At 45.0% G+C, this 21,651-nt stretch carries 23 protein-coding genes; 8 read left to right on the forward strand and 15 right to left on the reverse strand.

What is annotated here, in order from left to right; translation table 11 throughout:
- Positions 1-20: 20 nt before the first annotated feature.
- Positions 21-521: a hypothetical protein gene (locus KJS52_RS06770; RefSeq protein ID WP_213513996.1), complete on the reverse strand. Its 501-nt coding sequence runs from the start codon at positions 519-521 to the stop codon at positions 21-23.
- 227 nt (positions 522-748) lie between these two features.
- Between KJS52_RS06770 and KJS52_RS06775 the strand changes: the two genes are divergently transcribed.
- From KJS52_RS06775 to KJS52_RS06785, 3 genes are all read left to right on the forward strand, one after another.
- The gene (locus KJS52_RS06775) at positions 749-1,945 is read left to right on the forward strand and encodes an MFS transporter (protein WP_213513997.1); all 1,197 of its coding nucleotides are present in this window, start codon (positions 749-751) and stop codon (positions 1,943-1,945) included.
- 173 nt (positions 1,946-2,118) lie between these two features.
- A complete protein-coding gene (locus KJS52_RS06780; RefSeq protein WP_213513998.1) occupies positions 2,119-2,652 on the forward strand; it encodes a class I SAM-dependent methyltransferase in 534 nt (177 codons plus the stop codon).
- Positions 2,653-2,801: 149 nt separating this feature from the next.
- On the forward strand, positions 2,802-3,143 hold the full coding sequence (locus tag KJS52_RS06785) for a toprim domain-containing protein (protein ID WP_213513999.1): 342 nt from the start codon (positions 2,802-2,804) through the stop codon (positions 3,141-3,143).
- Between the two features lie 193 nt (positions 3,144-3,336).
- On the opposite strand, the gene KJS52_RS06790 is transcribed toward KJS52_RS06785, so the two are convergent.
- A complete protein-coding gene (locus tag KJS52_RS06790; RefSeq protein ID WP_213514000.1) occupies positions 3,337-3,966 on the reverse strand; it encodes an SCO family protein in 630 nt (209 codons plus the stop codon).
- Positions 3,967-3,988: 22 nt separating this feature from the next.
- Positions 3,989-4,846, reverse strand: a complete 858-nt coding sequence (gene cyoE / locus KJS52_RS06795; RefSeq protein ID WP_213514001.1) for a heme o synthase — start codon at positions 4,844-4,846, stop codon at positions 3,989-3,991.
- A 223-nt stretch (positions 4,847-5,069) separates the two neighbouring features.
- On the opposite strand from cyoE, the gene KJS52_RS06800 reads away from it, so the two are divergent.
- The 3 genes from KJS52_RS06800 (at position 5,070) to KJS52_RS06810 (ending at position 7,082) form a co-directional block, all read left to right on the forward strand.
- Positions 5,070-5,492 carry a cell wall hydrolase gene (locus tag KJS52_RS06800; protein WP_213514002.1) on the forward strand — a complete coding sequence of 141 codons (423 nt, stop codon included), beginning with the start codon at positions 5,070-5,072 and terminating at the stop codon, positions 5,490-5,492.
- A 30-nt stretch (positions 5,493-5,522) separates the two neighbouring features.
- Positions 5,523-5,948, forward strand: coding sequence for a spore coat protein GerQ (gene gerQ, locus KJS52_RS06805; RefSeq protein ID WP_213514003.1), 426 nt, complete (start codon positions 5,523-5,525; stop codon positions 5,946-5,948).
- Between the two features lie 138 nt (positions 5,949-6,086).
- Positions 6,087-7,082, forward strand: a complete 996-nt coding sequence (locus KJS52_RS06810; protein ID WP_213514004.1) for a metal-dependent hydrolase — start codon at positions 6,087-6,089, stop codon at positions 7,080-7,082.
- A gap of 220 nt (positions 7,083-7,302) precedes the next feature.
- Here the strand turns inward: KJS52_RS06810 and KJS52_RS06815 are convergent, their stop codons facing one another.
- A complete protein-coding gene (locus KJS52_RS06815; RefSeq protein WP_213514005.1) occupies positions 7,303-7,515 on the reverse strand; it encodes an alpha/beta-type small acid-soluble spore protein in 213 nt (70 codons plus the stop codon).
- 117 nt (positions 7,516-7,632) lie between these two features.
- Between KJS52_RS06815 and KJS52_RS06820 the strand changes: the two genes are divergently transcribed.
- Entirely contained in the window at positions 7,633-7,827 is a 195-nt protein-coding gene (locus tag KJS52_RS06820) for a DUF5325 family protein (RefSeq protein WP_213514006.1), read from the forward strand.
- On the opposite strand, the gene KJS52_RS06825 is transcribed toward KJS52_RS06820, so the two are convergent.
- The gene (locus KJS52_RS06825) at positions 7,815-8,216 is read right to left on the reverse strand and encodes an O-methyltransferase (protein WP_213514007.1); all 402 of its coding nucleotides are present in this window, start codon (positions 8,214-8,216) and stop codon (positions 7,815-7,817) included. The two genes, KJS52_RS06820 and KJS52_RS06825, sit on opposite strands and share 13 nt — an antisense overlap.
- A 250-nt stretch (positions 8,217-8,466) precedes the next feature.
- Between KJS52_RS06825 and KJS52_RS06830 the strand changes: the two genes are divergently transcribed.
- Positions 8,467-9,738, forward strand: coding sequence for a methyl-accepting chemotaxis protein (locus tag KJS52_RS06830; RefSeq protein WP_213514008.1), 1,272 nt, complete (start codon positions 8,467-8,469; stop codon positions 9,736-9,738).
- A gap of 132 nt (positions 9,739-9,870) precedes the next feature.
- Here KJS52_RS06830 and KJS52_RS06835 read toward each other — a convergent pair whose 3' ends face one another.
- From KJS52_RS06835 to KJS52_RS06880, 10 genes are all read right to left on the reverse strand, one after another.
- The gene (locus KJS52_RS06835) at positions 9,871-10,791 is read right to left on the reverse strand and encodes a CAP domain-containing protein (protein ID WP_213514009.1); all 921 of its coding nucleotides are present in this window, start codon (positions 10,789-10,791) and stop codon (positions 9,871-9,873) included.
- 301 nt (positions 10,792-11,092) lie between these two features.
- Positions 11,093-11,821: a hypothetical protein gene (locus tag KJS52_RS06840; protein ID WP_213514010.1), complete on the reverse strand. Its 729-nt coding sequence runs from the start codon at positions 11,819-11,821 to the stop codon at positions 11,093-11,095.
- A gap of 90 nt (positions 11,822-11,911) precedes the next feature.
- On the reverse strand, positions 11,912-12,637 hold the full coding sequence (locus tag KJS52_RS06845; protein ID WP_213514011.1) for a hypothetical protein: 726 nt from the start codon (positions 12,635-12,637) through the stop codon (positions 11,912-11,914).
- Positions 12,638-12,706: 69 nt separating this feature from the next.
- The gene (locus KJS52_RS27665) at positions 12,707-13,441 is read right to left on the reverse strand and encodes a hypothetical protein (protein ID WP_281425566.1); all 735 of its coding nucleotides are present in this window, start codon (positions 13,439-13,441) and stop codon (positions 12,707-12,709) included.
- 277 nt (positions 13,442-13,718) lie between these two features.
- Positions 13,719-14,654, reverse strand: a complete 936-nt coding sequence (locus KJS52_RS06855; protein ID WP_213514012.1) for a glycoside hydrolase family 43 protein — start codon at positions 14,652-14,654, stop codon at positions 13,719-13,721.
- 28 nt (positions 14,655-14,682) lie between these two features.
- Positions 14,683-15,741: a glycoside hydrolase family 43 protein gene (locus tag KJS52_RS06860; protein WP_213514013.1), complete on the reverse strand. Its 1,059-nt coding sequence runs from the start codon at positions 15,739-15,741 to the stop codon at positions 14,683-14,685.
- A gap of 49 nt (positions 15,742-15,790) precedes the next feature.
- Positions 15,791-17,779, reverse strand: coding sequence for a hypothetical protein (locus KJS52_RS06865; RefSeq protein ID WP_213514014.1), 1,989 nt, complete (start codon positions 17,777-17,779; stop codon positions 15,791-15,793).
- Positions 17,780-17,848: 69 nt separating this feature from the next.
- On the reverse strand, positions 17,849-19,534 hold the full coding sequence (locus tag KJS52_RS06870) for a type 2 periplasmic-binding domain-containing protein (RefSeq protein ID WP_213514015.1): 1,686 nt from the start codon (positions 19,532-19,534) through the stop codon (positions 17,849-17,851).
- Between the two features lie 68 nt (positions 19,535-19,602).
- Complete coding sequence (locus KJS52_RS06875) at positions 19,603-20,472, reverse strand: carbohydrate ABC transporter permease (RefSeq protein WP_213514016.1); 870 nt, start codon at positions 20,470-20,472, stop codon at positions 19,603-19,605.
- 14 nt (positions 20,473-20,486) lie between these two features.
- Entirely contained in the window at positions 20,487-21,296 is an 810-nt protein-coding gene (locus tag KJS52_RS06880; protein ID WP_246563262.1) for an ABC transporter permease, read from the reverse strand.
- Positions 21,297-21,651 lie beyond the last annotated feature (355 nt).

Here is a 21,651-nt window from a genome sequence, read left to right on the forward strand (position 1 = left end):
AAAAAATACATTAGCTCCTGCTATTTCCCGCTGTTGCTTTTTGCCTGCTCAATAAACTCGGCAACAACATCATTTGTTTTTACTTTAAATGCCGGTGCGCCTTTTAACGAAATCGAAACTTCATCGCTCCCAGCCTTTCCTGTGACGACTATGGCATCAGACGTCACTGTAAAGCTTCCATCAGCTTCTACTTTATAGGTCGCGTTTTTTGCGCCTTGCACCATCGCATCCATTGCATCCTGCTTGACATTATCAGCTACTTTGCTGCCAATCTCCTTCAATTCTTCTATACCGGAGCTGACTAGGCCTGCGCTAATATTTTTCACATCCTCCAGACTGTAGCCGCTGTACGCAATTAGCGCCAGCACAACGAGCAGAATAATGCCCCACTTGGCAACAGTCTTCACCAAATTCACTACAATCAGCACAATAACCAATGCAATGACAATTACATACCACTTTTCCATAATAAACGTGGACCAGGTATCCCAATCATAGTCTGAAAAATCTAAAAAACTCATGTTTATCCCCCCAAACAATATTACCAGTTTCAACACTTGAATTATTATTATAGCCTACCTCGGATATGAGGTACAAATGCAAATTGCGATTATAGACATAAGTTGTCCCTTTCGCGCGTACAAGTAGTAGTACTATGCGACAAGCCTATGCTTTCCATTATAGCTTTTCGTTGCACGTAGGCCGGCATAGCCCAGTTATTACGAAAAGTGTTAGGAGGATTGTGTCTGTGAAAACAGCATTATGGCTTTATTTATTTCTATTCATCGCTTTTTTTGATTTGCATGCCCAGTATCCGATTCTGACTCCATTTGCTATCTCATTAGGTGCTGCGCCATCATTCATTGGCTTAATGATGGGCCTATATTCTGTTACACATCTGCCTGGCAACCTGATGGCGAGCGTATATGTGGATCGCTTTGGCAGTCGTCCTTTTATTATAGGAAGTCTATTGCTGGCAGGCTCGATTCTATTGATTCAAGCTATGGTTACCAGCCCATGGCAGCTGCTTTTGCTGCGCTCGATCGCAGGCTTTGTACTGGCGTTTCTATCACCAGCATGTCTATCATTATTAGCGAGATTAAGCAATGATATAAGTCAGCAGGGCAAATTAATGGCAGGAAACGGCTTAGTGCACACTTTGGCATCCGTTTTATCTCCTGCCGCAGGCGCGATACTTGTAGCTAAGCTGGGGTTTACTTCTGCATTTTTCATTCTAGGCGTCATATTAATCGTCACAGCATTATTTGCTTTATTTTTTCTTAAAGAAGCGAAAGTGGCGAGTGATCAGCCAGCAGAAAATAAAGCTGCGCCTACTGTTAAGGCACCCTATCATCATAGCACAGAACTGGTTGACAATACCTTAAAAAGCAGTCACATTTCGTGGAATATTTTTTTGATTCCAGTTGGCTTAAGCTGTGCTCAAGGTATTATTACGTTTGAACTGCCGCTTATGGTGCAAAATAATGGCTCGATTATGACAACTGGGCTGCTGTTCACTGTTATAAGCATTGGCTCGCTCATCACGTTGTGCATGCTGTTTATAAATCGATTCAACCCGGCCTATCGAACTGTATTAGGTACGATCGCGTTAGCTCTGCTCTATTTTATGCTGGCCGCAGATGCGCCTATTCCGTTCATGGCGATTTTACTGTTCATTGGAATGTGCAAAGGGTTAGTCTTTCCTGCGCTTTCACACTGGCTTATTCAGTTAAGCAACGGCGAGCGCTACGGCCGCACCTTTTCGATTTTGGCTATAGCCTCGTCTATCGGTGCATTTTTAGGACCGTTTCTCGCTGGTCATCTTCGTGACTTCATTTCGCCATATTTTATATCCTTTATCGTGCTTTCCTTGGCACTTGCCTTTAATGCTTTGCCAGCAAGAAAGTCACCAAAGATTATTGGTCCAGAAAGCCCTGCCGCTTAAGTCTCTATTGAAACGGTATCGAAAGATTCAGCGCTCTCGTAGTCAAGTCCAAACGCTAGCTGCGTTAATTCAGCCTGACTGTGCTACTATCTATATCCTAATGAAATGATGCGACATATGATAGGCAAAGAGTATAAGTATTCAATAACATTTCAAGGAGGCAGTACATCAAAATGAGTTTACTTTTTAATTGGCATCACGGATTTATTTTAGAATTAGCGCGTATAGTACAGCCCAAAGTATATGTGGAGTTAGGAATTTATACCTGTCAGCTTTTTAACTCGATGATCCCATATGCAGAGCAGCTAGTTGGTGTAGATATTGATAGCGGTGCAGGCAGCCACATGCAGGATTTACCAAAAACGCGATTTTTCCATGGAACGACGCAGCAATTTGCAGAAGAATTGCAAAAGCAGCCGCTTGCGATCGACTTGCTGTTTATCGATGCCGATCATTCCAAAGAAGCTGTGCTGGAGGATTTTCGCAGCTTTTTCCCTTATGTCGTTCCGCATGGGTTAATTTTATTGCATGATACCCATCCCGGCTCTACAGGGAGAATGGATCCGCGGCTTTGTGGTACAGCATATCAGGCTATTGAGGAATTAGCTCGAGAGACGGATGCCTTCGAAATGATGACTATCCCAGTAGACCCAGGCTTGACGCTGTGCAGAAAGCGCAAGCAGCAGCTTTCCTGGCATGAGAGTTAACAGTCTAGCCCCATCTATTGGGGCTTCTAATATATAATGGCCCCTCATTCGCATGGAATGTCGTTTTTGAAATCGTAAGCCTTGTTTCATATTGTGCGCAAAGCGTGGTACACTATTGCTTGAACACAACAGGCTGGCGGAGGTATAAAATGCGAGTGTCGATCATCGTAGAAGGAAAGCATGACCGCAGTAGGCTCAAGCATGTAATAAGCGACGATGTGCATATCGTATGCACATTTGGCACGCCTGGAACAAGGCAGCTTCAGGCGCTGTTCACAGAGCTGCGCGATGACGAGGTTTTTATTTTTACAGATAATGATGCCTCCGGGAAAAAAATTCGCGCTTTGCTTGGCGATTTATTTCCGGATGCTGTCCATATTTATACAAAACGAGGCTACAATGGCGTGGAGGGCACGCCGCTTGATTATTTAGCGCTGCAGTTGGAGAAGGCGGGGCTAGAAGAGTTTATCATATACTCCCCTGAGATGTAGTTTAAAAAGCAGGACTTTGATGACGATGCGGTTGCGTTGTAGCGTAGTCGACGGCGAATATGGCACGCTACCGAAGGCTGCGGTGCTCTCGTAGCTTTTGCCTACGCTGCGCTCCTCGCCTTCTAGTATCGTGCCATCTTCTTGGTCCTGAAAGCCCTGCTTTTTAAACCTCTATTGAAGTGAAGTTTAAACCTTAATATAGCTTTTTCACTTGCTTGTAAATGTCTTCTGGCAAAATGTCAGGATCGCCTGCTTCGAGGTTAGGCGAGCCGTTGATCCATTCGCGGATGTTGCCGTCCTGATCGACTAGTGTGATCACATTGGTATGATAGAACGTTTTCTTCTCTTCATCATATATAACAGCCACGCCAAATTCACGCGCCAGTGCGATCATATCCTCTTTGTTCTCACCGCGTAAAAATCGCCATGACTCCATTTCAGCGCCGCTGCGCTCCGCGAAGTCCTTAATAACCTCCGGTGTATCTGTCTCCGGGTCAAAGGTGATAGAGATCAGCTCCACCTTGTCGCCAAGCTCTCCCTTTTCACGCAAAATGTCCTGCACCTCTCCCAGTAAATAAGTCGTTGGCGGACACACATCCGGACAGCTGGCAAAATAAAAATAAACAATTCTTGCCTTGCCATTGGTTGACTCCAGGCTAACAGGGTTGCCATCTACATCCGTCAATTCAAAGCTAGGCGCCTCCTGCTTGATTGTGAGCGGAGCTTCTGGCTTCAATACATATGTATAGAGCAAATAGCCGCCCATAAGAAGAATTAAACATACCAATGCAATTTGAAATGCGTACTTTTTTAGAAATGCCATTTCTCTTTTCCCCTTTTCAGAGTTATAGCTTTGGAGTATTTACAATCATCATAATGAAAACAATCATTAAATAATTCACCGAAATAAGAAAGTTTGTTTTCGCCCATTTCTCGTCATTGCTGGTAAAGAGGCCTGACACAGTATGAATAATCCAAATTACGGTCAACACTCCTGCAACAATGAGATACCAAATGCCGGACAATTGGTAGGTGTACATTAAAATAACTGTAGCAAGCAAAAGTACGAGATACGGTATCATTTGAATTTTTGTACGCTTTACGCCTTTAACGACTGGAAGCAGCGGAAAGCCTGCTGTGCGATACTCCTCCACCCTGCGAATCGCCAACGACCAAAAATGAGCCGGCTGCCATAAAAACAAAAATGCAAACAATAAAAATGCACCCATATCGAATTCGGCAGTCACTGCACAATAGCCAATTACCGGCGGCATTGCTCCAGAGATTCCACCAACCGAGGTGCTCCAAGTTGAACTACGCTTTAACCACATCGTATAAATGACAATATACGCAAACCAGCCAATCAAACCGAGTATACCGCATAACACATTTACAAGCGCGAACAACACAGACAAACCAATTAAACCAAGTATAATGCCGTATAGCAGTACATGCTGGGGCTTCATGCGGCCAGAAGGCAGCGTTCGATTGCGTGTGCGCTCCATCTTCATGTCAAGCTCACGATCATAATAATTGTTAATCACTGTCGCTGAGGCCATCGTAAATGTACAACCAATAAGCATCCAGAGCAGTGTAATAAAATCAAATGACCATTTAGAAGCAATCCAATAGCCTGCAAATGCTGCAAATACGTTAAGCCGTAATAGGCCAGGCTTCGTTAAGCTTAATAAATCTTTAAACACTTATTGATCCTCCCGTTTCACGCAAAACGGTTTTTTGCGTTTATCCATCTTGATGAATCGTAACTAATCATACCGAAAAATCAAGGTTGTGACAACGTTCACTTTTTTTGTTCATCAATTCGTCATTCAAATGTGACAAAAACATTGTCACATTTAATTGGGCAGCTCCATACTATAACGTATAGTTTAATGCCCATTCACACGAAAGGAGTTGAGGGCAACTATGGCAGTAATAAAAACAAATTCCGAGCACACCAAAATGCTTGCTCGTCTCATGCGTGCAGAGGCAGAAGGCGAGGGGGATCTCGGCATGCTTATGGTAGGCAATGTCGGGGTCAATCGCATTCGTGGCAATTGCCTTGATTTTCGCAATATACGCTCTATTCCAGATATGGTGTTTCAGAACCCCGGCGGCTTTGAAGCGACGCAGAAAGGATATTTTTATCAACGGGCGCGCGATAGCGAAATTCGACTGGCAGAGCGCGTAATTCGCGGTGAGCGCCAGCATCCCGCTTCATTTGCGCTTTGGTTTTTCAGACCAGGAGGCGATTGTCCGAGCACCTGGTACAATCAGGCACATAGCGGACGCTTTAAAAGCCATTGCTTCTTCCAGCCTAGCTGGGAGGACTGTCCAACCCTGTTTTAACGCTAACAATTAGGAAAGGAAGTTGCATTTATGAGTTATTTTTATGCCAATCAGCCTTATTATTACCCTCAACCTTACGAGCCATTCTATCGCGATAGCCAAATGATGATGCCGCCACTCGTCCCAAGCGGTGCAGTAGTGACACCTGCTGGCGGCAATGTTGTGACGGCTCAGCCGCAGTTTGAGGAATCCTACATTGAAAATATTTTGCGCCTGAATCGCGGCAAAGTGGGTACATTTTACATGACATATGAGAACAACTCTCAATGGAATGCCAAAATTTTTAGAGGTCGGATTGAAGCAGCTGGACGCGACCATATCGTCATTAGCGATCCTGCAACGAACCAGCGCTTTTTGCTGCTGATGCTGAACCTGGACTACGTAACCTTTGATGAGCCTATCAGCTATGAATATCCGTTCCACGGTCAAATTGTAACTCCCGAGTCTCCGATATAAGCTGGGGTTGATGCTATGGTTTCCTGGACTCAGGGAATCATAGCTTTTTTGTGTCAGTATGCTTTCATGTTATGATTACAGTATCATCCCGTTGGTCAATACTGATAATAATATGATGATCCTACTGGAGGTAATACAATGGATTCAGCTTCACATTTTGTCATCGGAGTAGGCTTGGCTGGATTAGCGCATATTGATCCTGTTGTCAACAGCAATCCGGCTTTATCAACAGTCGTTATCATCGGAGCAATTATAGGCTCGCAGGCGCCAGACTTCGATACGATTACCAGACTTAAAAATAATGAAACGTACATTAGACAGCACCGAGGCGCATCCCATTCGCTTCCTGCAATTGTTCTTTGGACGGTTTTACTGACTACGATTTTATATTTATTCGTTCCAGAGCCGCGGCATTATTTGCATCTGCTCGGTTGGATTGCACTGGCAGTCAGCTTGCATGTGTTTATGGACTTGTTCAATACATATGGCACGCAAGCGCTGCGGCCATTGTCTAACAAATGGATATCGTGGAACATTATCCACATCTTCGATCCATTTATTTTCGGAACTCATGCTGCGGCGGCATTGCTTTGGATGTTCACACCAATTAAGCCGCAAATTATTTTTCCTGTGCTTTACGCTATTGTGCTGCTTTATTATATCGTGCGCATCGTTTATCATCGTTGGATTGACAATACGGTTTCTCGGCAATTGTCCATATCTGAGGATGATAAGCTGATTGTGATGCCTACCGTACGCTTTCGCAATTGGCACCTCATGATTAGACAGGAAGATGGCAGCTACAGGCTTGGCAGCTATAGTAAAGGTCAAGTGCAATGGCATGAAACTGTGCGCTCAGATCAGCATCCATTGATCGAAACTTCCCGCACTCATCCGTCAGTAGCAGCTTTGCTCGATTTTTCAAGACATACGATTGTACATGTAACCGAGCATCATTGGGGAACTGAAATTCGCTGGTTTGATGCTCGCTACCGCTATCGCAAGCAATATCCATTTGTCGCTATTGTCTTTTATGATCATCAGCAGCAGCCGATTGCTTCATATGTTGGCTGGCTGAACGATCAGAAGCTCTACCGCCGCTTGTATCAACAGGCTAATCTGTCTCCATCGTAACAACGCAAGCTCGCTTTAAATAATCAGTTGCGTTGCCAGGCAGCGTCACTTATAATTTTGAAATGGACATGAAATAACGTTAAATTGAGGTCGCTCAGAATTGTGAGCGGCCTTCAAGCTTGCTCGTTAAATTGCCCAGCAGGCTCAGGCTCAGTTATTTAAAATAGAAAGAGCTCAAGGAGTGTCCTTGAGCTCTCTCATTAGTAAGTGGAATTAAATCTTAACGCTGACCGCCAGAAAGTTGTTGCTCAGCGATTTGAACTAGCCTTTTAGTAATATATCCACCGATAGAACCTGCTTCACGAGTTGTAAGGTTTCCGTTGTAACCCTCTGGAGAAAGTTGAACGCCTAGCTCTTGAGCAGCTTCCATTTTAAGTTGGTTCAAAGCTTGAGTGGCTTGTGGAACGATTAATTGATTGCTTCTGTTTGCCATGATGTAAGTCTCCTTTCGACCTGTTCACATAATTTCATTTGCAAGCTTGCAAACATATTATGTGCATCAACAGAATTACTATACACGAATTCGAAATTTTTTTAAGGAGAGAATTTAATGCCTAAATATTTGTCCTTATTATTCGCTACGATCGGTATTTTGTTTCTGAGCGCAATGTCAATCTCGATCGCTCACAGCTTGAAATGGGTAATCATTTGGGGCGTGCTTTTTTTCGTTACAGTTGGACTTGGATTTGTTGTGCGCAGAAAATATTCGGCTGGAAAAACTCAGACCGAGGCTCAAGAGGAGTAATTCATGAGGCTTCTTCTTTCATGAAGAATTGCGTTGTTCCATGTAGACATATTGTAGTTGGACTCGTACAGTACACTGGCTGACCAGCCCTTGTGATTCGACTTTACCGAAAAATCATACAGAATTTCGCCATGTGTCCAATTTCGCTTCAGCTTCAGCGCTTCAATAGCGAGTCCTCGAAAGCTTTGCACCTGGTCGCGAGTAAGACCTGACTGTTCTGCATGGACTTCATTGTCCTTTAGGTATATGGGGTGATGCTTTACACCAAATTTCCCAACGACGTTGTTGCGAACCTGTAGTAATACAGTCCCAGCACATGCTCCTATCAGCTCATGCTCAAGCTGCTGAAACACAAAATCAATCTGCCTTGCCAAAGGTACATCCTTCATAAAAAAGCTCCTTCCTATATTGAAATATTGCTTTATCGTCAGTATATCAAGCAAAATCGGTTGATTCACCGCATTTTTCTCGGTATTTTCCGCAAATATCGCTGTTTTCTTCCGCAAATCAACAGTATTCCCCGCAAAATATATATGAGCTTTACAAATCATATATATGTAAAATTACCTATTTCTCTCATAGACCGAACTATAAAGTGGTGCTATAATATGGATATATTTGAAAAAGGAGCGCTTTCATATGGAGAAAATAACGCAATGGTTTAACTCATTATCCGTAAGAAAAAAGCTTATGTTCGTTACATACACGAACCTGGCCATTCTGACGATATTGGCGCTAGTGTTTTCTTTAATTGTTGGTCAATACACGGTCGTTATCCTTATATTGGCTGTAGTTGCATTTGGTATCGCTTATCCGATCATAAGCTTTACAGAAAACGCAATTACCTCATCATTTGATGAAATTCAAAGTGCTGCTAACCGAATTTCCAAGGGAGATTTTACACAAACGATTGACACCGAAGCAACAAATGCTGGGGAGCTTGGACATACATTTAATAGCATGGTTCAAAAATTAAGAGATCTTTTATCTGAAACAATGAACATTACTCGTCATGTTGCCGATACGAGCCGCAGCATTTTTGACAAAAACAACAGTATTCAGCAAACGATGGAGCAAGTGGCTGTCTCCGCGAACGAGCTGGCAACCGGGGCCAATGAAATATCCGAGGATGTAGCGGGCATGACTGAGGCAATTAACGAAATCGAGCAAAAGGTTGCGAACTATGCTCACTCCACCAAGGAAATGAATGTGCGATCTGAGCAAACGATTGAACTGGTCAATCGGGGACGAATTGCACTTGAAAATCAAAGTGCTGGCATGAGTCGCAATATTGAAGCGACAGAGCAAGTAGCGGTTACGATAAAGGATCTTGCCGAGAAAGCAAAAGGCATTAGCGCTGTTACGAAAGCAATTTCCGAGATCGCCGAGCAAACGAATCTGCTCTCATTAAATGCTTCGATTGAAGCTGCTCGAGCTGGCGAGCATGGACGAGGCTTTGCGGTAGTTGCGCAAGAGGTACGCAAGCTGGCTGAGGAATCAACAGCCTCCACCAAAGAGGTATTTAATCTTGTGAAAAGCATTGACAAAGGGATACAGGACACGCTGCAAAACATGAAAATAAATGAGGAAGTCGTCAGCATGCAGGCTGAGCATATCCGACAAACCGAAGAAATTTTTAGCCAAATCGTTGAAAGCATTCAATTTATTGGTCAGCAAATTTATCAATTTTCCAAGGAAAGTGATAATATGCTCGAAAGTGCTAAAAACATATCCTCTGCAATTCAAAATATTTCAGCAATTACAGAGCAATCTGCAGCTGGAACCGAGCAGGTTTCTGCTTCTATGAATGAGCAAATTCCATCTGTACAAGCTGTTGTAGAAGAAACCGAAAAAATGCTCAATATGGCCACTCAATTACAGCGCACGATTCAAGTGTTTAAATTAAAGTAAAACACAAGCGTAGGAACAAAGCAATTCCGAAAACCGTATGAACAGGAATGCTTTGTTCCTAAGCGATCAATTCACCGCATCCGCCCTTGTTTCCTCAAACTTATAACTCATTATAAAATTTCAAATAATTGCTTATCCGATAAATAATTGAACCCATTTGCCATTTACATAGCCTACACCGAGCTTGGAGTAGCTAGAATTTAGAATGTTAGCACGATGACCAGAGCTGTTCATCCAATCATTCATTACCTGCTCAGCAGTACGTTGTCCAGATGCAATGTTTTCCCCAGCTGTGCGGTAAGAAACTCCGTATGTTGCCAACATATCAAATGGCGAGCCATAAGTTGGGGATGTGTGGCTAAAGTAATTGTTTACATCCATATCTCTTGCTTTTTCAGTTGCAACCTCATTCAGCTTCGTATCAAGCACTAGTGCAGAAAGTCCAGCTGCTGCTCTTTCTTGATTAACAAGCGACAAGATTTGCTCCTGTACTTCAGTTGCGCCAGTTGGCTGAGAAGTAGGTTGTGCTGTCGGTTGCGCCGTTGGCTGTGCTGTCGGTTGCGCCGTTGGCTTCGCTGTCGGTTGCGCCGTTGGCTGTGCTGTCGGCTGCGCTGTTGGTTGAGCCGTTGGCTTCGCTGTCGGCTGTGCTGTTGGCTTCGCTGTCGGCTGCGCCGTTGGCTGTGCTGTCGGTTGCGCCGTTGGCTGTGCTGTCGGCTGTGCTGTCGGTTGCGCCGTTGGCTTCGCTGTCGGTTGCGCCGTTGGCTTCGCTGTCGGTTGCGCCGTTGGCTGTGCTGTTACTTGTGGAAACTCAAACGAGAATTGACCTTGTGAAAAATATATTTTCCATGGGCCAAATTGAACGCTAATATTAGAATCCTTTGCATACAATCCAAGCTTTTCAGAAATTTTCTGAATAATGATTGATTGTTGAGGCAAGCTAAAGTTAACCTCCTCTTTTGATTGAGCATTTGCAGGCGCTACAAGACCATATGTAGCTATAACCGCTGTTGCTGCAAAGACTGCTACGCTTTTTTTGAATGTTTGCTTCGGCATAATTCAACCAACCTCCTAATAACTTTTACAGGCTCCAAACTTCAGTTACATGAAGATCAGGATAACCCTGCTAAATGATTGATAACTTTCTGTACAGTAAAGTTAGTTCAAGCATCCTGATCACAAACATCAGGACTAGCTCTAAAATCATCCTAGCAAAGCATAAATAGGTTGGCATTCCATAATATTTACCAAACGAGAAATGTAAGCGCTTAACTTGTTGGTTAGTCTGCATTATTAGAATTAACTCATGTTTAATTGAAAAAACTCCGTCCAGGTTCAGACGGAGTTTAACAAACCCTTATAAAGGCTTGTTGTATGGCGTGATCCGCAATGAAATTTGCGAAAAAGTCACATCAACTACACCAACAGTTGCGATCAATTTTATAGAAGGATTACTCGAAGAAGCCTGAAAGGTTTTCGTAAAAGTAAAAGGTAAATTACAGGGCCCATAGTAATCTAGAGAAAGAGGCTGATTAATAGTTGCAGTATCATTGCTCCCTGCTCCCCAGGTTATCTGAGATGTTAGAACTTGCCTTCCCAATGAGTCAGAATACACTACGTTAGAATAGATACTGAATTCGTAATTTTCTCCCACAGTGAGTCCACTCAAGCTTTGATCAAATATTGTAGCAGAACTATTGTTTGATACTGTTTTATCAGAATAATTGTAAATCCCAGGCTTTACTGAGCCTGCATCCCCTTGTGGACCTGTTGCTCCTTGCGGACCGGTCGGACCCTGTTCCCCTCGCGGACCTGTCGCTCCTTGTGAACCTTGTTCTCCAATCGGCCCCGTCAGACCGGTCGGACCCGTCGCTCCTTGTGAACCTTGATCTCCTCTCGAACCTGTCAGACCGGTTGGACCCGTCGCTCCTACTCCGGTTGGACCCGTTAGGCCGGTCGGTCCGGTATAACCATTCTGTCCATTCAAGCCGTTTGGTCCTGTAGGGCCTGTCGGACCCGTTGGACCCGTTGGACCCGTTGGACCAGTTTCCTGCAAGTCCTGTACATATTGTTCTGCATTTGACATAAACACCTTTCTCCTTTATATCTATTGGTCTCTCGGCATTAGCCAAGGCGGTGAAACAATCCATCTGTTTCAACTCTGATCCCGACAGTGTTATGAAGTTAATGAGCTGCATGGCGTGATCTTCAATGAAATTTGGTAAAACGACACTACCAAACTATTGTCAATATCCAGTACGGCCACTTCTACAGAAGGATTACTCGAAGCCTGAAAGTTTTGAGTGAAAGTAAATGGGTAATTATAGTTATTAGAGGCCGCATATGTTAAAAACGGGTAATTAACAGTTGTAGTCTCACTGCCCCCTTCTCCCCAGGATATCTGCAGTGTTAGCGTTAAGATTTGGGGTGATCCAGAATACTCCAAGTTAGAATAAATACTGAATTCGTAATATTCCCCTGCTGTGAGCCCACTCAAGCTTTGGTTAAATATTGTATGACCACCGCCTTGCAACGATATTTTATCAGCATATTCGTAAATCATAGGCTTTACCGAGCCTGCATCCCCTTGCGGACCCGTCGCTCCTTGCGGACCGGTCGGACCCTGATCCCCTTGCGGACCCGCATCTCCGGTCGGACCATGTGGACCCTGATCCCCTTGCGAACCTGTCGGGCCTGTCGCCCCTGCCCCTGCTGGACCAGTTGCACCGGCCGGACCGGTCGGACCTGCTTCTCCTGCTCCAGTTGGACCCATTGGACCCGTTGGACCATTAGCTCCATTCTGTCCCTGGTAGCCTGACATTCCCATCGGGCCTGTCGGCCCCGTCGGTCCAGTTGGACCGACTTCCTGCAAGTCCAGAACTTTTTGTTCTTCGTTTGACATAACATCTTTCTCCTTTATATTTATTGGTCTCTCAGCGTTAGCCAAGGAGGTGAAGTTAATGAACCTCTATCAGGATTTGTTGCATGGTGTGATCTTCAATGAAATTTGGTAAAACGACACTTGCATTTCACCATCACCCTCAATAGCTAGTACGGTCAATTTTATAGAAGGATTACTCAAAGCCTGAAAGGTTTTAGTGAAAGTAAATAGGAAATGATCATAGGGGGGCACTCCAACTGTACCTAATTGGTAATTAACAGTTGTAGTTTCACTGCCCCCTTCTCCCCAGGATATCTGCAATTTTAGAACATACGGGTACTGGTATGTTCCAGAATACTCCAAGTTGGAATAGATACTGAATTCGTAATACTCCCCCGTTGTGAGCCCACTCAAGCTTTGGTCAAATATTGTATAAGGAGAACCGCCGCTTGTTGTTATATCAGAATAATCATAAATCGTGGGCTTTACCGAGTCTGCACCCGCAACCCCTTTCGGACCCGTCTCTCCTGTCGGACCGATCGGCCCCTGATCCCCTTTCGGACCCGTCTCTCCTTTCGGACCGGTCGGACCTTGATCCCCTTTAGAACCCGTCGGACCTGTCGCTCCTATCCCTGTTGGACCAGTTGCACCGGTCGGACCTGTCGGACCTGTCGTTCCTGCTCCGGTTGGACCTGTTGGTCCTATTGGACCAGTTGCTCCCTTCCTTCCCTGTTGTCCTCTTGGACCAATAGGTCCTCTTGGACCTGTTGGACCGGTCGGGCCAGCTTCTTGTTGAGGCTGAAAATTCTGATCTTCTGTCGGCATAATCCTTTCGCTCCTTTATTTTAGCTCTCAGCATTCGATGTATTAATTAATGCTGTTACTATACATTATTAATAGGTCGGTACGTTTATGTTTGCAGACGAGCATCTTCGACATAAAATATAGCTTTTTCTTTGGGTATCCCATTTAGACCAAAAAAAGACATCCTTCTGCAAACGATCAGAAAGGATGTCTTTTTTTGATGTCTATGAGGGATGACGAAGAAAATTGCATTTTTATGTTTTTAGCCATAGTCCTTGTAAATCGACGATAAGGCTGTTTACATACATTCAACCATTCCTGGATAACCGAAATCAGGCATGCCATCCTGCTTCCAAGTGAACGCTTGCGCTCTTGCATGGCGGTTTGGATCGAACAGTGGCTCTCCTTCGATTTCTTTATAGGAGCGAGCATGATAGATCAGTATATCTTGCTTGCCATCCGGGGACGTTGTAAAGCTATTATGTCCGGGACCATACTGCTTGGTTTGCTCATTTGTGCTGAAGACAGGCCCCTCTACCTTGCGCCAGGAACGGGCATCCAGCAAATCACTTGAATCTTCTGCTACTAGCATTCCCATCGCATAATTATGATCGGTTGCGCTTCCGGAATACGTAATAAATACGCTGTTATTGCGCAGCAATACGGCAGGCCCTTCAACGACGTGGTGACCAATTCTTTCCCAAGCTTGATCTGGTGCAGCGATCATCACTTGCTTGCCTTTAATCGTCCACGGATTGCTCATTTCAGCAATATACAAATTGGTTCCTCTGCCCATTGCCGGATCCTCCTGCGCCCAAACAAGATAGCGCTTTCCAGCTACGACAAACGTAGTCGCATCGAGTGTGAAGGATTCCCAATTCGTTGTAACCTGGCCCTTCTCAAGCCAGTTGCCTTGCAAAGGATTTTCAGCTTCATTTTCCAAAACGTAAATACGTTGGGCAAAATTCGCATCGGCACGTCCCGATGCAAAATAGATGTACCATTTTCCGTCGATATAATGGATTTCTGGCGCCCATATATATCCGCCCATCGGCCCGCTTTCATGCTTATGCCAAATCGTTACAGCTTCAGCTTCCTGCAATTGCTCAAGAGCCTTTGCTCTGCGCAATTCAATACAGTCGTATTGAGGGACTGATCCGGTAAAATAATAGTAGCCATCATGATGCAAATAAACCCATGGATCAGCCCGCTGCTCGACAATAATATTGCTCATTACATCATAGCCTCCTCTTTACGGTCTACTATTGATTAAAATCTGCAATTGACCAACTGTCAAGCCAAGAAATTGATACGCTTCCATTTTGATCAATGGTTAGAGGCAGCCATACATGTGGAGATTTCCCAAGCTCATCAGGAGTCCAACGGTCACCCATATAAATAAATTTGCCTTTTTCCTCGTCTATCGGCAAAACAAATGTGCTTTGTGAACGAAAGGTGGTTTGTTCCACGTCGTCCATACATGGATCGCCCTTTACGACGTATTCACCCAGCGGATGATCAGCAACTGCGTATTCAGCCTGATTCGGCTTCCAGCCCGTACAACCTGATGTGATCATATAATATTTATCGCGGAATTTAAAAGGCGTTGGCGCTTCCCGCATCTTGCGCACAAACTGACGAGACCATACTTGACCAAGATGCTCTGCCTTGCATTGCGGACGTACCCGCTTCTCGTCCGCGGGCAGATCGATCCAGGTATAATCCGCATTAAGACGCACGATATACAAGGTCCAGTTTCCTTCGGAAGCGTAAATTACATATGCATCGTTTACCCCGTCACCATTGCTGTCCTCGTCATCGACGAACAGATGCATATCACGAAAGGAATTGCCCAGCTCTCGCTCATTTGTATGCTGATCGTATCCATTCTCAGGCTCAAACAAAACAGGCCGATCAAAAAACAAAAATTCAAACGGGCCTGTCGGACTGTCGCTAACCGCTACACCAGCGCTAGAAAAGGCATAGCCTTGCCGCTCAGCATGCATCCACATCACAAATTTCTTCGTCTTTGCATTATAGATCACCTTTGGCCGTTCAATTCGTCCTTCATGACGACCTTGCAGCTCTTCAGGCATATGCTCTTGCTTAAGCACCGTACCTTCGTATTGCCAGTTGTATAAATCTGCAGACGAATAGCAGCTTACTCCGACATGATTCAAGTATCCTTTAGAATTATCCTCTCCGTACCAGTAAAAGCGACCTTCATGCTGCAATATTCCACCGCCATGCGCGCTAATATGCTGACCCCGATTATCCGGCCATAGCTGCCCCGGTAAAAACTGTGTTAGCGTTGTGTTCATTGTCCTTCCACTCCTTCATTTTTGCTCACAATCCTTATAGCTTTCGCACTTAAAATCCTGTCCTTGGAATTTCTTTAGGACAATGCTGCAGCGGTGCTGTCTTGCCCGTACGCACCTCATACATCCGCGCATGCGTTCTTGCCATGGCCTCGGTAAATGGGCGGTAAGGCTGCTGACATCCATCCACTACGCCAATCTGATAATTTTCACCATCAAAGCGGCCTAACACTGGCTGATCATTCAGTTGAAAATAATGAACGCCAATGAGCTCTGGAATAGAAGCGGCCTGCTCTACATAATATTGATAAGCCAAGCCCCGATCTGCTTGAGTTTCCACAGCGCGTATGCCATAAGCCAGCATGCCGACATCAGCCGCGCCAAAATGGAATTCTCCAATCATTAGCGGCTTGTTCAAACGCTCGCTAATGATTTTAATTTGCTCACGACTTGGCGCCATGTCGTAGCAGTTAATCGAAAATACATCAAACGCCTCACAGCCCTCAAGCACCTCTTCGCTGCTCACCCAGGCATATCTCATTCCCAAATTAAGATGATGAGGATCTGCCAGCTTGCAAGCGCGTGACGGTAATTCAACATAACGGCGGATCATTATTCGATTAAACGTAGAGAAATCATCGGGACAACTGCCGCTATCTAAATATGCTGCCGCCAGCTTGGCATCATACAAATCATCAAAAGCCATAAAGCTGCTGTCCCAAGCAGCATTCCACTGATCAACTGCTCCATATTTTTCACTCAGCCACTTTACAAAGACAGTTTTGCTTTCAAAGCGATGAGCTGAGCGCAGCAGCTGCTCAGTCAAATTAAGCCCGTCGACAAATGCCCAGTGAGGCTCATTCCGCAAAAAGTAGCCGATCAAGCGCCGATCGTCCTTCAATGGAAGCAGCTGCTCGGCAAACCTTGTTGCTTGCTCCTCATATTCTTTGCTGAACACATCGGGAAAATCTCTGAAAATTTTATATTGTGTTGACGGAAAATCGCTCAATGGATAAACATAAGGCAATGTTGATTCCCGAATAAATTCCATGTCCGACCAGTTGCCGATTGTATTGATTCCCCATACCTTCAAGCGCTGCTCGGTAAGCTCCTTCCATTTGCTTCTCCAATTGGCTCCAAAAGCAGAGATGAGATTGGCAACACCGAAGCTATACCCTTCACCGACCCAGGCATCAGCAAATTCACCTTCCCGCTCAGGAAGCGGCGGCGTCAAATGCTCCATACCATCGACACGCATCGCGCCAGCTGGATGAATGCAGTCCATTCCTGTGCTAAACAGAGCATATCCGTCGGGATCGACAAACCACCATCTGTCGCCATCAAAATGTGTGCGGAAATAGCCTGTCGCGGCAAAGCGCAGCGATTTCCAGCCACCGTATTGACTCCAATTGTCCAGCGCCTGATTTCCCTGCTGCAGCTCCTCCCATTCATCATGTAAGGCCGCAGCAAGCTCCTCTCGATCTCGCAGCTTTCCTTCCCAGCTTTTCCAGGAGAGCTGCCCAAGCTGATCAACATAGGGGGTATAAGCATAATTAAAGGATGGAATAGATTCGCTTAAAGCAAGCTTTGAAATCTCGAAGCTTCGTGCTGTTATAGAAGGAACTGTCGCTACGGCAAACTGCTTAATGGAAGCCCTGTCAACAAAGGCGTCACCACGCAGAACAGATTGCATAACGCCGGGATAGCGATCCAGAAACAGCTTTTCCCCGTTCAGTGCGGCCAATGGCAAGCATAAACGAGTCTCCACTTGCGGCAGCACGCCAAAGTGAACGGTAATCGTCCGCCCTTTATCGTCAGTAAAAGAAAACAATACAACGAGCACATCATGCGCTTCATGATAGATATCGGCGGTGACATAATGATAATCCGTCCACGCCTTCTGCTGCTCATCCGCCACCTCCATAACGGCAGTGCCGCCATGGGCAGGTGTCTGCAGGCGAAAACTATTCTCTTCCTGTAAATCCAGACGGCCATCCGCTATAGCACGGAAGGCGTGAGCAGGCAATGCATAAGTTCCCATCATCCCATCTCCTTAAAAATGCGAAGAGGCGGCCCCGAGGAGACACCTCTTGCTATCATCTCTAGCGTATTAGTTCAATCCCATGCTGGACATAACATCAACTTTACTAGCATTGCTATACCATTCGTTAACTTCTTCCGTAATTTGATCTCCGCCTTTTTCATGCCATTGTTTAACGAATTGATCAAATGCTTCAAGCGGCTCATTGCCATAAATAATTTTCGTATACGTCTCTTTCTCCATCGTAGTCAGCTGCTCCCAGTTGCTCTGCATCGTTTTGGTTGGAGGACCGTTAAAGAGCGTAGGCAGCAGTGTTTCACGGTTTTCGTAGGAAATGACAAAGCCTGCTTTTGCTGTTTCTTTCGCCGCATTCGCAGCCATTAGCGGCCCGGTATTCGGCTCTACTCCTTGCGCCAAATCATAAAAGTTTTTACCAGCATCGCCTATAGCAGGCGTATTTTTCGTAAAGGCCATCTTGCCTACCATTTGCAGCGAATCCATCGGCTTATTGAATTTTTTCGGATCAAATACGACCTCGTCATTTACGATATCGTAGTCATAGCCTTGCGCATAACCGTATTGGAAATCGCCGGTGCCGAAAGCAGCGTCATAGAGCTTGTCGTAATACAAGAAGAAGGCTTCCATGTTGTTAAAATCTTTGCTGAACATAAATACGCCATCGTTAAGCTGGGCAGATTGATACGTTCTGTCGCCAGTTACACCATCAATCGTCGGATATGCGCTAATTTTTGCGCCAGCAATATTCGTCTCAACCGCTGCAACACTGTCATACAGCCAAGGACGGCCTACAATAATGCCTGCCTTGCCTTCTGCAAAATCAGCAATCGCATCCCATGCGCCTTGCGTTGCCAGTTCCTTGTTCAAATAGCCCTTCGAATACCAATCTCGCAGCGTCGCCAGCGCTTCCTTATTGCCTTCATCTACTGAGCCATAAACCAGCTTGCCGCTTTCCTCATCCAGCTGCCAGCTGCTTGGAATATGCTTGCCGGTATATGCGCTGAAGATCATAACCGGATCGCTTACCCAGCCCGTGTTATATGAATCCTTCCCTGAGAAGGTAAAGCCATATGTGTCTTTTTTGTTGTTGCCGTCTGGATCATCATTCGTAAACGCAGCGATAACTTGCTCGAATTCTTCAATTGTTGTTGGTGCTTGCAGCCCTAAATTGTCAAGCCAGTCTTGACGGATCAGCATAACCTGCCCCTCAGTAAGAACCGGAGAAATCGCCATACCGTAAACCTTGCCTTCATGAATAACCGGATTAAATGTAGACGGATATTGCTTATAAATTTCCTTCAAGCGGTCTGGCATATAATTTTTAATATCTTCCGTAATTTCTTTTACGCGGCCAGATTGAATCAAATCATTCATCAGCATCGTGTCGTATACAGGTATTACATTTGGCAGCTGCTCAGAGCCAGTCAACGCCAAACGCAGCTTGTTGTTATATTGCGCCGCGTCGCCGCCGAGCAGCGTCGTTTCAATTTTAATGCCGAGATTTTCTACTCCCCAGCGCGTCAAGACATTGTCGTTCAAACTTTCTCCTTCAAAGTATTTTCCGGCATTTTCATCCTGCTGCTTGCCGATTGTAATCGTAACAGGCGGGTCATACTTGCCGTTAACTAATGTGCTGCTCGTTCCCTGATCGGCTTCATTGCCGCCCTTGCCTCCGCAACCTGCCAACAAACCAGCCATTAGTACGGCTGCCAACGCAATATTACTTGCTTTTTTCATAACCTTACCCCTTTTCTGTAAATATATCGTAGAAATCTTTATCGATTATAGCTGTGAGAAGCTAAAGCTTACTCCTTCACCGCTCCCAGCACAATCCCTTTGACGAAATAACGCTGCAAAAATGGATAGACAAGAATGATAGGCAGCGTACTAATAAATATTTGTGCTGCCTTTACGCTTTGCTCTGCCATTGCTGCAACCTCCGACTGGCTCATCGCCATACTTTGCGCGTTAGTCTGCACGACGACTGTTTGCAGGAAGGAAGCTAGCGGATAATCTGCCGGATCTGACATATAGAGCAACCCATCGAACCATGAATTCCAGTGGCCAACCATAATAAATAAAGAGACGGTCGCCAGGCCTGGCAGCGATAGCGGCAAGTAAATGCTTCTAAAGATGACGAAGAAGGAAGCTCCGTCGATAAATGCCGCTTCCTCAAGCGCCTTCGGAATAGTACGGAAGAAATTCATCAGCAATATGAGATTATAGGCTCCGAATGCCCCGGGCAAAATTAATGCCCACAGCGTGCCTTTCAACCCGAGACTCGTTACCAAAATATAAGATGGAATCAAACCGCCGTTAAACAGCATCGTAAACACGAAAATCCACATCAAGCCGTTGCGTCCGCGAAAATCCTTCGACAGCGCATAAGCGGCAGTCGTTAAAATTGTCATGCTTAACAAAGTACCCAGCACAGTACGCACGACCGAGATGAGCATCGAGCCGGTAAAGTTCGCGTTGTTAAAGGTTGTCGCATACGCATTCGTATTAAACCCAACCGGCCAGAACGATACAAGATTGCCTGTAATCGCGGCCTTGCTGCTGAAGGACTGTGCCAGCAAATGCAGCAGCGGCAAAAAACAGGATAACGCAGCCAAAATTAAAATGATATAGTTGAAAACCGAAAATATTTTATAGCCTTTTGTTTTATGATACATTCGACTCCGCCCTCCTAAAAGATTCTGTAATTAGCTAATTTGTAGGCAAGCCGATACGCGATCACAATCAAGATTAAGCTGACCACCGATTTAAACAAACCAACAGCTGTACCGAATCCATACTGACCATTTAACAGCGATGAACGATACACATAAGTATCAATAATATCTCCGGTGCTGTAAACGAGCGGATTGTACAAGTTGAAAATTTGATCAAAGCCCGCATCGAGAATACTGCCCAAATTAAGGGTTGCAATTACGATAATCATCGGCAGCATGCAAGGCAGCGTCACATGCCAAATCTGCTGACGGCGTGTAGCTCCATCAATTTCAGCCGCTTCATAGTAGGAGGGGTCAATGCCTGCAATAGTCGCCAAATAGACAATCATGCCGAAGCCAAAATTTTTCCACAGATCACTAATGACGATTGTTGCTCTGAACGTTGATGGATCTCCAAGGAAATAGATTGGCTCTGTGCCAAACAAACTGGTCAAAATATGGTTGATGCCGCCATCGAGACCTAAAATATCAATCATCATGCCGGCCACCGTAACCCAGGACAGAAAATGCGGCAAATAAACAAGTGTCTGTACGCTTTTTTTAATGCCGATGTTGCGTACCTCGCTAAGTAAAATCGCCATCACAATCGGTACAATGATTCCGACCACGATTTTCGATACCGCAATAATCAACGTATTAACAATCGCTTGAGTGGCTCCTTCATATTGAAAAATCCGTTCGAAGTTATCCAATCCTATCCATGTTGAACCTGTTAAACCTAGCCATGGCTTATAGTCTTGAAACGCCATAACTAAACCGACCATCGGACCATATGCAAAAATAAGGACAAATACGAGGGACGGGATACATAGCAAATACAATGGCCAATTTTTTTTAATTTCTTTGCTCCAGGGCTGCTTAGGCTGTCTCCTGTGCTTACCGGACTGCTTCTTTCTTTTTTTCTCTTTTTCTGTAGTTGCACCTACGACGTAATCGATGGTAACTCCCTCCTATCAAGTACGTATCTGAATACCTGCTCAGACACTCCCTAGTTGTTGTGCGGCTTGCTTTTACAAATTCATCTTATCAGAAAGCGCTTTCTCTTCGGAATGCCTCAAAATTAATCTCATAGCCACAATCTAAACTACTTTGTTATCGCTTACATTTTTTTGGCTGCTA

The sequence above is a fragment of the Paenibacillus montaniterrae genome, assembly GCF_018403185.1.
Taxonomy (GTDB): domain Bacteria; phylum Bacillota; class Bacilli; order Paenibacillales; family Paenibacillaceae; genus Pristimantibacillus; species Pristimantibacillus montaniterrae.